Raw genomic sequence first — 12,513 nt, forward strand, 5'->3', positions numbered from 1 at the left:
CGCTAAGGACACTGAGTAAAAACCCTCAAAGAACGCCGAGTATCGTAGCAAAACCGTCCGTTCAACTTTAAACCTTAAACCATTAAACTTTAAACCCTCCCTTCGCTCAGGTCATTCACTATTGACTATTCACTATTCACTGTATTGCTGCTGCCAGCCATCGATCCCTGGTCTTTTTTCTTTTGTTTGCGGGGGTCATCGGCGCGCCAGTCTTGTTGCAGTACGTAGTAGTAGGGTCTTCCGTTCGAAGTGAAATATTCGTTCAGCTGCAGCTGGCGTTTCAGTACCTGGTTGCATTTGCGCAGGTGCAGGATGATGAGCTCGAAGTTCTCGCGCGATAAGTCGCCATCGCTTTTGATGTCGCTTACCGTATAGCTGTTCATCAGTGAATCCTGCAGCGGCATACCGGTAATCTGCTCAAAGTAATCGCCTATTTTCATGCTGCGTATTTCGCGTTTGCTGTAGCGGTTGTTCCACCAGTTTACGCCTGTGGTTACATAACTGCGGTACAGTTGTTTGCGGAAACCTGATGCATCCTGCTGCAGGTTATCGCCCGACATGCGCGACAGTACATCACTCACCTGTATCATTTCATCCTGGCTTAGTATAATGGCGTATTGCAGCGGCGATTGTTTGGCTGCTGCCGGGTTATTGCGGAAGTACAGTTCAAAATAATATTTAAAGGCATTGTGCGGCAGGGCTTCGCCCAGGTGGTCGGGCACAGGCGGACTACTTTGCGTAATGGAGCCTTCCACATCCGGTGTTACGCGCTCGCGCAGGCGGCCGGTTTCGCGGAAAGCACTGTCGAGCGACTGGATGATGTCTTTGTTATCAGTATCCACCTCTGTTACAAAACGGTTCAGCGCACTGATCATTTCCTTGTTGGTTTTCACTGCACCACGGCCGGGGAATACAATACCGCCTGGTATCAGGCTGCCATCCGGGTAGTTAAGGTAATAGGTTACCGAATCGGTAAACGAGGTATTGAACGTTTGTGTAGCAGCAAGGCCTTCCCCTTTTACCATGCGCATTTTCTTCAACGCAGCCTGTTGCTGTGCAGTGCGTTCGAGCAATTGCCTTGTTTCAATCACGAAGTTGTTGAATGCAGGATCAAACTTGTTGTACACCTGCAGCGTAAGCAAACGTGCATCGGCTTTTACCATGGCATCTATTACCGTGCTTTCTGTTACGCTGTACGGCAAACCATTATTGCCGGTGCTGCCGGTTAATACAATCAGGTTGGTTTCCATGGGGTGCGTTTTCAGCATATTGGCTGCTTCCTGCAAACCCTGCAATACCGGCTGGTTGTAAATATTGCCTGAACATTGCTGTGTAAACGCAGCCTGCTGGTTTAAGAAATCAACCACCTTGCTGTACGTTTGCGACAATGGAAAAGCGGCTATGGGTTTTACTGAGCCACAGCCATCGCTGCTTTTATACACCACGGCGCCATACTGGTAACGGTAACCGGCAAATTTCTTCTGGAGGAAAACGCTTTCGAAGTTCTGGATGGTATTGGTTAAACCGGGCATGTAGTTCTTCATACCGCTACCACCATCTACCACGAACACCACGTTCACCTGGTTGCTGAAACGGCGCAGCTGCAGGTAGGTTTTAAAATCCAGCCGCGCACCCTTGATATTGATCACGCTGTTGAGCGATTTATTGAATACATCTTCCGCAACAGAAGAACGGAAGGTGGTACCGCCTTTTTCATTCTGCTTCCTGTCCATCACCGGTAGGGAGCGGAATACCGGGTTACCGGGCGCCAGCAGCGGATCTATCTGGAAGGCAGGATGCACGCTGCTTTTGGTTGATTCGAGTTGTGCGTTTACTACCGCAGCAGCAAGAGAATCGCGCGCATAGTCATTATCACGCGGCAGGCCAATGTACAAACGGCTGCCCCAGGCATGTATCACTTCTGTTGATACCCAGCCTGCAATGGCATTGCGCGCACTATCGGTGGTAAGCTGGCTTACATGCCCTACCAGGGCTTTGCGGCCATCGCCGGATATTTTAAATACATACACAAAATCGTGCAGGTGCAGTTTTTCGTTCAGCTGGTCTTTTAGTTCGGGGGAATTATACAGTATCACCGAATCGTAGCTGTAAAAGTATTTCGGCTGGGTTAAAGGTGCTTTACCGCTGGCTACGGCAAGTGCCTTCATCGGGAAATGTGTTTGTTCATCTTCCAGCGATTTTTGCCACATCAGCAGTTTGTCCTTGCCTATCCAGCCAAAACTCACGGCCCGTTTGCGGTCGCGCATTTTGCGGCCCGTAAGCATGGCAGGGTCGTATTTGTACAGTTTGAGATAGCCTTTGTCTTCTTCACCCACTACAAAGGGCTGCATAAAGGCAATTTTTTTAAACGCCAGTGAACCGCCCGGACTGGTATACGTCACATTGTCTTCCCTGTCGGAGAACACAATCCACGGCATTGTTTTATCGTTGCCGCTGGGTTCAAGCGCAATGGTGGCGAAGCTGGGGTTGATGTAGTTGGTGGGTGTGCCCAATACCCGTTTTTTGGGTAACTGCGCCATGCTGCTGAATGTTGCCAGAACAAACAGTACACTCATCAGTTGCTTCATAGGTTGTTCATTTGTTTATGGTAAAAGGGATGTTGCTAAATCTTTTTATGCTGCTGAACGGTTACCGCGCTCACGCATTTTTTATTGGGCAAAACCGTTAGCCCCACATCATCTATCACTATATTCCGCCCAAATGTAAGTCCCATGCAATAGCTGTAAAAGCTGGTCTTTTTACTGCCTGTCTCATCCGTAGCCTGCACGGTGGTCTGGTCTTCCTGGCACAGGTAATTGCGCACCAGGTGACCGTAATGCGTATTAAAATCTTTCCCGTTGGCAATGGCCTGCAGGTGATCTCTGAAATCGTTAGACATTTGTGCGGCGCCTGCACCGGGGTCAACAATAACGCCACCATCAAAAGGGGGAGCAACGATAATGGTATGAAAAACCGGCTCGCTGCTTTTATCGGCCTTCAGCGTAACCGTATAACTGCCGGCTGTATGATACGTGTAAAACGCCGTGCGGCCATGCGCATCTACGCGGTTGGTTTCGCCGAACGACCAATCAAAGATATTGGCATCGCCTTCAGCATCCAGGCGCACCTGTTCGTTCACCGTAGCGCGCGATACACCGTTGATGGCAATATTGCTTACCGTGGTTACCGCTACCGTATCTTTTACAATAACCGGGAATTGCTGGCGCAGGTTATCATCAATGGTGAGCCGTACAATATACGAACCTGAACGCCTGAAATGGTAAGAGCCGTTCTGCTTCAGTGACCGGTCGCCGTTGCCAAATTCCCATACCCATTTTTCAGCGCCGTTGGTATTATCGGTATACACCAGCGGCTCGTTCAGGTAAATTTCCTGGCGAAGCAGGTGTGCTTCTACGGTACGTGTTTTAAACAGGCTGCGCAATAGTACAAACACCAGGGCCAGTACCAGCACGCCCAGCAATATATACAGGTACAGCATGTTTCTGCTGCCTGTTTTTACAGGTTTGTTTGAAGTGTACACTTCACTCATAGCACATAAAATAGATTAAACAATACTGGCAGCTGCATACGGCAGTATACGCGCATTAATACACACGTGCATGCCTGCCGGCAAACAGCTATTTTACTACGGCAGCCATAAGGCACCGCAGTTGTGCGTTAATTAAAGACGGATTGAAAAGCAGTTCGCGGTAATATGACTATTCAAGGCGTCTGCAAATCGCAGCAGCACTAGCGGTGCCGCTGCATAATCGCCTGCTGCAAACCGGTGCGGTACACCTTGCAGTCCTCGAGCGATTTATTGTAATTCTCTATGTCTTTATAATTCCCACGTAATTCCTTCCTGTCGCTGAACATCATTTCAAAAAAGCGGGCCTGTTGTAAAAAACACTTGTACCGGTTATCGTACGCCCTGCGCTGGTAAGCAGCCTTAATAGCGGCAATGGCGTTCTGGATATCCGATTCAAGAAACAGGGCCTGCACCGAAGGATCGTATTGGATTATCTTTTTAAAGGTAGAATCGATGGTGGGTTTTGTTTCTTCTGCCACGGTTTCAAACTGGGCTTCTTCCTTTATCTTTTTAGCCAGTTTCTGCTTTACGTCACCGCCACTGTTATAACCGCTTCCAAAAACAATAAAGCTCAGCAAACCGATGCTTACAATGGCCAGCAGCAGCAAAAAAACAAATTGTTCCCTTTTTTCTTTCAAACTCAGCTTCTGCATAACAATTATTTAAAATCCGCCGCTCAGGTTACGGGCGGCAGCCTGGTTGGTATGTGAACAGTCATCCAGCTGGCTGCGCAGGCTTTCTATCTGGAAATGCGTTTGCGACAGCGAATCTTTCATACCCGATAACAGGTTAATGTGATCGGTAAGGTTACGGTAAATGCCAAAGCTCGCAGGCTCGGCAGCCATGCCCAGGTCTTCCAGCTCACCCTTCACATGCTGGTTGGTGCCTTCAATGGCATGCAGCAGCACCGCCTGGTTATCCATTTCGGTGGCGTTTACCTTTACGTACTGCGACAGCACCTGCATGCGCTGCAGAATCTGGTCAAACTGCACGGTCACATCTTCACGGGTATATAATAATTTATCGTATTGCTGCGCGCGGGCAGTAAGCAGTTTCAGTTCATGTTTTGAGGTAGCGAAAAAGCAGAACACACATAACAGTGCGAAGAGAATAAAACTCAGAAAGTAAAGGATGAACCTGCGGTAGGCAGTATTCAGCTCCCTGGTGTTAACGGGTTTCATGGTGTTTTACTAAGGATTTATTTCCAAAGGTTACGTAATGTGTTTTTCTCATTTTTGAAACAAGTTTACTTTCTACAACTATTGTTCCAATATCCGGCTGGTTAGCGATTCATTTTACCGTTGGCCGGGGTGTTCCTGCAAAACTAGGGATTCCGTTCTATAAATCAGGTGAAAAATCACAAAAGTGAGTGGCGGGTCAATGTCGTTTAGTTAAGCTCATTATTGTTGTATGATGGTTTAACGTTTAATGTTTGAAGTTTAAAGTTGAATCGGAGGGGTTCAAATAGTTCAATTGTTTCAATGTTCATTTTTTTGTCCGGGGTACCTTACAGGGAAAAGCCGAGGCGCAAAGTGACTTAACTAACGACATTGAGGTGAATAGTGAACAGGCACTAGTGAATGACCTGAGCAGATTTACCCACCCCGGTGTCCCTGCCGGGTATCCTCTACGGCAGGTTGGTTCCAGAGAAACTTTAAACCATTAAACAATTGAACTATTGAACCATTGAACAATTGAACACCGTTTTAGGAACAGATTTTGCGAAAAAGATCATTCATTGATTACCTTTATTGCAATAACCTGAACACCTATGCCTTCACCACCGGATTTTTACAAAAAGCCGTTTCGTTTTAAGCGCATATTCGACAATGCCAACCTTGATACCTGTAATGCAGGCGTTTCTATTTCCCAGCACATTGAGTTAATTATTTTCACCCGCTTTGGTGAACACCGTTTTAATACCAGCTATGGCTGCAAAGTATGGGAACTTGATTTTGAATTAATTGTAAGCGCCACCCTGTGGGAAGAACAAATGCGCCAGAGCCTGCTCAATGCCATCACTGCACATGAACCCAGGTTGTATGAAACTGACGTAACCGTACAGGTAACCGATGTGGAGAAGCTGTTTCCTTTCAGCAAAATGATGGAGATCAAAAAACGGGTGTCTGTTACCGTGAATGCCCGCCTTACCGATACAGGCGAACGCTACTTTTTTAATACCTCGCTGTTTTTAAGCCCGCTCTCATCCGAATAATAACCCATGGAAGAAATATACCACCACTCCCGCGAAAGTATCCGCAACCGACTGCTGAAACATGCGGTGAGTTTCTGGGGCATTCGCAGCACTACCGACCTTGACCCGCTGGTAAAATTGCTGATAGAAGCCTTATCGGCCGAGCTATTCAATCTCTCGAACGATTTACGCAATACAGAAAGCCGCCTGCTCGACAGGTTGGCACGCCTGCTTACGCCCGATATTCTAACCGCTGCCCTGCCTGCACATGCTTTATTAAAAGTGCACCCGGCTGAAGCGACCGATACGGTAAGCAGCACCCGGCATTTTGTATACACTACCAACGCACGCCAGCAACCCGCAAACGGCGAACAACGTGAAGTGTTTTTCACACCGGTGTATGATGTGCCCGTTCATGATGTTCAGGTGGTATACACGGCTACAGGTAACAGGATTCAGTCGAGCGATCTGCAAACAGGCCGCAAGCAATTGCTCACTTTAAAACAGGGGAAACAATTCCACAATAACAGTTTATGGATCGGCCTGCGTGTTAACCAGCACGTGCCTACCCTTAACCAGCTGAGCCTGTATTTTGAATGTCATCATTACCAGTTCGGGGAAGACTGGTACCCGCTGCTTGCACTGGCACAATGTACCATAGGTGGTATGCCGGTAAGTTTGCGCAATGGCCTGCACTATGTACCCGGCAATAACGAAGCAACGCACCTGCTGGATGAATATGAAACCATGCATGTAATTGCGAAAGACACAGCCGCTTATTACGATAAACACTACCTCAATTTTGCAGGCCAGCACCTGCCCATGCAGCAGCTGGAACGCAAACATTACCCGGACAGCTGGGCAGCATTGATAGATGAAAGAGCATTATCCCAATTACAGGAACCGCTGGTATGGATTGAACTGCGCATGCCCGCGCTGATGCAGCAATCCCTGCTCGATGATATGGATGTGTATGTAAATGTATTTCCGGTGCTCAACCGCCGCCTGCACACCACTCGGCATCGCTTTAAGGGCATCGGTAATATTATACCGATACGTCCCGCACAACACGAATCCTTTCTTGCCGTTCACCGCTTAACAGACAGCAGCGGCAAGCTGTACAAGCAGGTGCCCTACACGCACCACCAGCAACACCAGCTGGGCTCCTACTCTATACGTATGGGTGGTGCAGAACGCTTCGACAGCCGCAATGCACGCGAAACAATAGACTACCTGTTTGAGCTGCTGCGCGATGAAAGTGCCGCCTTCTCTGCCTATGGTTATGACTTCTTAACCAATGCACTCAAAAACCTGCAGCAGGGTCTTACGCTGGTTGAACAGAAAGCCAGGCAAACCCTCAGTGAAATGACGGAGAGCACACGCTACATCATCATTAAGCCCGAAGAACAGGCAGATACCATGCACCTCGATTACTGGACCACCCAGGGCGATCTTACCGCACAACTGCGCGTAGGCGCACAGCTGGTACAGTTTGAAAATGCCAGCATTAAACCCGAGAGCATACAACTCATCAGCAAGCCCGTTGGCGGCAGAAGCCAGGCCCAGCCGGTAAACCGCTTGCAGGCATATAAATACAGCCTGCTCACGCGCGACCGCATTATCACCAACGATGATATCCGTAATTTCTGTTTGCTTGAACTCAACGGCCGCCTCAGCGAGGTATCTATTGAACGCGGGGTAATGTTATCGCCACATCCCAAAGAGGGCCTGCGCAAAACAACCGATATTTACCTGCATCCCGTCCCCGGCCAGCAGTGGACTGAAGAAGAATGGCAGCACCTGAGCCGCCAGCTGCTACAGAAACTGCAGAGCCGCAGCAGCATGCATCTCGTGTATCGGCTTATTGATGGTTCTATGGCTTGATGACTAATAATAAGCCGGTTGCTGTGTCCCCACAGCACCTTCCCGATGCAAGGATGTGCGGCTGAGAGGACACAACCGCAGGCGATTTGGGGGGCCTTAATCCAGCAACGTCCACGTTCTCCTGGCCTGTGTTTGCTGTACTACCTGTTGTTCGGCTACCACGATATTTTCGCGGCGCTGGCCGATAAATTCGAGGCTGCTTAATTTGCTCCATAAGGCGGCGAGTACCTGCAGAAAATGGGCTATCTGGTCCATGGATTGTTGTATCTGGTGGTGATCGTACACCAGATCGATGGTACGCGCCAGCAGTTCTTCAAAATTGCCTGGTGTTACATCTTTCCACTCATAAAAGTATTTGAGCAGTTCTTCTTTTTCACGTGCACCGGAGTAATGCAGCGTGGTATAAAAAATATGTGCCAGGTTCGAGAAATAACCTGCTACCACTACCGGTGGCTGCTGGTGCGCCACATTGCGGTAAGTATAAAATACCTGTGCAATAAAATTGAGCATGTGCTCACACAACAGCCGCACATTTTTAGCGAGCGACTGTATGGTATCACGACTGGTAATTTTATCGATGATCTTAAAACTGTTCAGCTGAATATCGTTGAGCAGTGCGCTGAAGCGTTCGTAATAACGGATCAGCTCGGGATGACTGGTGATGGCTGCACAGGGAGGAATGTATTGTTCACTTACACTAAAGCGGCCATACTGTTTGTTCAGCTGCCCTATCACCAGGTGGTGCACACCCAGTTCGCCCGAATTAATCTGCGCGGCAGGCACCACCATCAGCTGGTATTGCTTGGCGGCATAAGGGTGCCTGGGCGGCATTTCTGCAGGGTCGGGGTCACCTGCGGGTACTTTATCAAACGGGTTTACCGATAACACAACATAATAGTAAGCAACAGCTGCAGGGTCTTCCTGCGAAGCAGTATCATCTGATGTAAACTGGTGAATCAACTGGTGGCCGTATTCCAGCAAAGGCAAATCAATGCGGCAGCCGCCGGCGGTAATGGCATTACACTGGCGCAGGCGTATTTCTATCTGCCCGGTTACGCGTTCACTGATCTCGAAATCACTGGCAAGACGGTTACCCCTGAAGGGCGGCAGCAAACCATAATCATAGTTGTGCAAAAAAGCAGACGCCGTATCACGCAGGCTGTCTGCCACATGTTTATCGGTATCAATAAAATGCTGGCGGGAAATTTTCATACCGTCAATCCAGTTAACGGCGTGGTGTTTAACAGGGAATAGCATAGTGTTTAACGTTTAAAGTTTAACGTTTAAGGTTTTTAGCTTTTAGTTACCGCCTGCAGCGGTTGTTTAGTTATCGCTTTTAACCACGAAGCACACAGCGGAAAAACCACAGAGAACACAAAGACAAAACCGGCTCGCTAAGATCCTCCGTGCCCTTTGCGGGTTTTCACTCAGTGTTCTTTGCGGTAAAAAAATCGCTCCGACCACTCACGGCTCAGCCTTATCCATCCACAAGCACCACCCTATCCTCTCCGCCTTCCTCCTGGTACAACGTGGTTACCCTTCTTGCAAAAATGGTATATTTTTCCCTGATCTCGTTCTGCTCAATCGACAGCCCCGGGTCTACAAACGACTTGCGTTTGAAGAACGAAGGCTTCAGGTAAAATATCCAGCCATACGAGCCTTCTGCAACAGAGGCATAACGGATGCTGCTGGCAGGGAACTTCTGGTTATAATCGTCAATGAATTTCTTAAACCAAATGCCAAACGCCATGTTCGGCGGCGCCTTTACTTTTACTTTCAGCGGCGTGGCATCTTCTGCTGTTTTATATAGCTCCAGCTCCAGTACCTTCAGGCGGTCAAAATCAAGGTGGTCCATGTCTATATGGTAAGTTTCGCGCGGGTAGTACCACACATGGTAAATCTCAGACGGGATAGCGATCATCGCCATATAACTCCACCAAAAAACCAGCGGCAGCATAAACACCAGTACCGATGTGGCGGCAAGGTAACCATACCGCAGTTCATTAAAATAATTAAAGCCCAGCTGAAACAGGAATATGCCCAGCAGGCAGGCAATGAGGCCCATAAAAAACGTCATGCCTTTTTGCCGTTCAACGGCATCGGGATTGTGTTTGCTGAGTAAATAAACAGCCAGTGCGCCCAGCAGCAAATAAATAAGCTGGCAAAGCAAAAAGCCCCAGGGCATAAAGTTAAGATCCAGCGCACCCAGCAGTCCAGGTATACCCAATACAAGCCCGGTGATCAGCACCGCCACTATTAAACGGCGGTTGCTCATAATGCGGTTCTTCTTGTTGAAAATGGCCATTACCACAACCATAATAGCCGAAATAAGAGGCAGGAACAGGTAGCTGGTAAAAACTGATTTGATGTCCATTCGTTCGATTAGCTTTTATAAGGGGTAGTGAATTTCGTTCTTCCATTTCAATAATCAAACCAAAATGGAATAATTTTGGATAAACACCCGCCATGAACACCACCACGCCTTACCCGCTCAACGACCTTCATTCTGACTATAAAGCTGCCGTACTGGCCGCTGAGCTGATTGAGAAAGGCGTTTCGCCCGAATCGCTGTTTATATGGCCTGTGGGTGGCGGTGTACGTAATTTCTCCAAAGATGTAATTGCCGTTGAACAGTTTATGCCCGAACAGGGTGATGACATGATTTGCATTAAAAGCAGCCGCGAGGGTTTGTACGATATGCTGCCTGAAGGTTTGTTTCACCAGGGCACCGCTTACTCCACTACCACCAGCATCATACACATGGTAGACCAGATTAAGCAGCACCGCCAGGAAGAAAAAGAAACCCGCCTGTTTTTTCTCCCTTTCGAGGCAGAAATGAATTTCCTGCGCATTGTAACCGAACTGTACGAAAACCGGGTGGATAAAAAGAATACCTACGCCGACCTGGTGAATATTTTCAGGCCGCAGTGGGAAATATTCCGGTACCTGAACCTGCAGCAATCCAACGCCTTCCTTCATTTTATACCCTTGCTCAGCGAAACGCGCGGCGATTTTGCGTTTTTTGGCAACATGCTGTCCCTGCTGCTGCAGCTGGATGTTACCGTACGCCTGCAACCGCAGCCACCCGTTGCCGCAGCGGCAGGCACAGGCAGCAGGCTGGGCGAATCAGCCCTGGGTATTGACCTGTTTGCAGGCAAAGGTTTTAACGATGGCAGCGATGAGGTAGTGATTGAGATTGGCCCGCTCACGGCAGCGCAGGCTGCGGGCTTTTTGCCAGGCACCGCCAGCAGCCAGGTGGTAAACCTGCTGGCAGGCTACTGTTTACCGGCCGATCTTGACGTGCGGGTAAACCTGCTGCTCGAAAAAACCGCCCGCGAAATGGACATGAGCGAGCACTCGCACAACAATGTGCTGGGCTACACCGCCTTCCTGTAAAAGCGGCTTGGCTGCCGGTTAACCGGCTTTCTCCACAAGCCCGTTTCACTTTTACTTTTGAAACCTCATTTACCTATCTTTACCCGATTAATACGTTTTGCATGTTAAGAATCGGTGCTTTTGGCGTTGGCCACCTGGGTAAATTTCATTTGAACAACTGGAAGGATATAGACGGCGTGGAAGTAGTGGGCTTTTACGACCCGAACGACGATACTGCGCAGGAAGTAATAGAGAAGTATCAGCTAAAGCGCTACGAGAACCCGGAAGACCTGCTGAATGCCGTTGACGCGGTGGATATTGTGGCGCCCACCAACCACCACTTTGCGCTGTGCGAAATGGCCATCCGCAAGGGTAAGCACATTTTTGTGGAGAAGCCCCTGGCCAATACCATGGAAGAGGCCCGCAAAATTGTAGAGATGTCGCGCGAGGCCAACATTAAAATGCAGGTGGGCCATGTTGAGCGCTTTAACCCCGCCTACCAGGCCGTACAGCACATGCAGCTGAAACCCATGTTTATTGAGGTACACCGCCTGGCCCAGTTTAACCCACGCGGCACTGAAGTAAGCGTTATTCTCGACCTCATGATACACGACATCGATATTATACTGAGCCTGGTAAAAAGCGATGTAAAAAATATCTCGGCCAGCGGCGTTGCCGTTATGACCGATACACCCGATATCGCCAATGTGCGCATCGAGTTTAACAACGGCTGTGTGGCCAATCTCACCAGCAGCCGCATCAGCATGAAGAAAATGCGCAAAATGCGCCTGTTTCAGAAAGATGCCTATATCGGTATCGATTTCCTGGAAAAGAAAACCGAGATCATTAAACTAAAACAACCCGAAGACGTAGATGTGTTCTCCTTCGACCTGGAAACACCGCACGGCGTAAAAACCATTGCCATTGCCAACCCGGAAATTACACCCGGCAATGCCATTAAAACCGAGCTGCTGTCGTTCGTAGATTCCATCATCAACAACAAGCCCACTGTAGTAAGCGAAATAGACGGCTTCCTGGCTATGGAAGTAGCCCATAAAATACTCGACAAGATTAATAATACGGGTATCCTGTCCAGCGCGCAAAGCGCGTAAAGCCTTCGCACGGTGAATAGTGAATAGTCAATAGTGAATGAATACAAGTGAGTGGTGAGTTGTCAGTGGTGAGTGAACGAAGCGCGTATTATTGATCGGCGCAAAGCCTTAGATTGCCCGTGGCTGTGTCCTCACAGCCGCTCATTAATTGGAAAGTTGCTGTGGGGGACACAGCAACGGGCAAGTTAAAAAAGAAAAGCGGCCGCAAACGGGCCGCTTTTCTTTTTATTCATTTGTACTTGCCTGAATAAGGTTGACTTTTTTTGTAGATAATAGACCTCGTTGTAAAGTAATGTTTTTTCTGATACAGCTGATTAAAGCGGTTCATTTGCAAAAGACATTGCTTTGCAACGAGGATT

At 48.6% G+C, this 12,513-nt stretch carries 10 protein-coding genes; 4 read left to right on the forward strand and 6 right to left on the reverse strand.

The features are described 5' to 3' along the window. Positions 1-125: 125 nt before the first annotated feature. From tssR to DXN05_RS24275, 4 genes are all read right to left on the reverse strand, one after another. A complete protein-coding gene (gene tssR / locus DXN05_RS24260) occupies positions 126-2,588 on the reverse strand; it encodes a type VI secretion system protein TssR domain-containing protein (protein WP_116849911.1) in 2,463 nt (820 codons plus the stop codon). Positions 2,589-2,623: 35 nt separating this feature from the next. Continuing rightward, the gene (locus tag DXN05_RS24265; RefSeq protein ID WP_116849912.1) at positions 2,624-3,550 is read right to left on the reverse strand and encodes a PKD domain-containing protein; all 927 of its coding nucleotides are present in this window, start codon (positions 3,548-3,550) and stop codon (positions 2,624-2,626) included. Between the two features lie 200 nt (positions 3,551-3,750). Next, the gene (locus tag DXN05_RS24270; protein ID WP_158559429.1) at positions 3,751-4,242 is read right to left on the reverse strand and encodes a type VI secretion system transmembrane protein TssO; all 492 of its coding nucleotides are present in this window, start codon (positions 4,240-4,242) and stop codon (positions 3,751-3,753) included. Positions 4,243-4,251: 9 nt separating this feature from the next. After that, on the reverse strand, positions 4,252-4,770 hold the full coding sequence (locus DXN05_RS24275; protein WP_116849913.1) for a type VI secretion system TssO: 519 nt from the start codon (positions 4,768-4,770) through the stop codon (positions 4,252-4,254). A 590-nt stretch (positions 4,771-5,360) separates the two neighbouring features. On the opposite strand from DXN05_RS24275, the gene DXN05_RS24280 reads away from it, so the two are divergent. Both DXN05_RS24280 and DXN05_RS24285 read left to right on the forward strand, forming a co-directional pair. Further along, positions 5,361-5,804, forward strand: a complete 444-nt coding sequence (locus DXN05_RS24280; RefSeq protein WP_116849914.1) for a GPW/gp25 family protein — start codon at positions 5,361-5,363, stop codon at positions 5,802-5,804. A 6-nt stretch (positions 5,805-5,810) separates the two neighbouring features. Next, the gene (locus tag DXN05_RS24285) at positions 5,811-7,667 is read left to right on the forward strand and encodes a type VI secretion system baseplate subunit TssF (RefSeq protein ID WP_116849915.1); all 1,857 of its coding nucleotides are present in this window, start codon (positions 5,811-5,813) and stop codon (positions 7,665-7,667) included. Positions 7,668-7,763: 96 nt separating this feature from the next. On the opposite strand, the gene DXN05_RS24290 is transcribed toward DXN05_RS24285, so the two are convergent. Together DXN05_RS24290 and DXN05_RS24295 are read right to left on the reverse strand one after the other, a co-directional pair. Next, the gene (locus DXN05_RS24290) at positions 7,764-8,924 is read right to left on the reverse strand and encodes a hypothetical protein (protein WP_116849916.1); all 1,161 of its coding nucleotides are present in this window, start codon (positions 8,922-8,924) and stop codon (positions 7,764-7,766) included. 220 nt (positions 8,925-9,144) lie between these two features. Beyond that, on the reverse strand, positions 9,145-10,041 hold the full coding sequence (locus tag DXN05_RS24295; RefSeq protein ID WP_116849917.1) for a TssN family type VI secretion system protein: 897 nt from the start codon (positions 10,039-10,041) through the stop codon (positions 9,145-9,147). Positions 10,042-10,133: 92 nt separating this feature from the next. On the opposite strand from DXN05_RS24295, the gene DXN05_RS24300 reads away from it, so the two are divergent. Next, the gene (locus tag DXN05_RS24300; RefSeq protein WP_116849918.1) at positions 10,134-11,063 is read left to right on the forward strand and encodes a type VI secretion system baseplate subunit TssG; all 930 of its coding nucleotides are present in this window, start codon (positions 10,134-10,136) and stop codon (positions 11,061-11,063) included. Between the two features lie 101 nt (positions 11,064-11,164). After that, positions 11,165-12,154 (forward strand): Gfo/Idh/MocA family oxidoreductase, encoded by a 990-nt coding sequence (locus DXN05_RS24305; RefSeq protein ID WP_116849919.1) that lies wholly within the window; start codon positions 11,165-11,167, stop codon positions 12,152-12,154. Positions 12,155-12,513 lie beyond the last annotated feature (359 nt).

It is taken from the genome of Deminuibacter soli (genome assembly GCF_003412455.1).
Lineage (GTDB): Bacteria > Bacteroidota > Bacteroidia > Chitinophagales > Chitinophagaceae > Deminuibacter > Deminuibacter soli.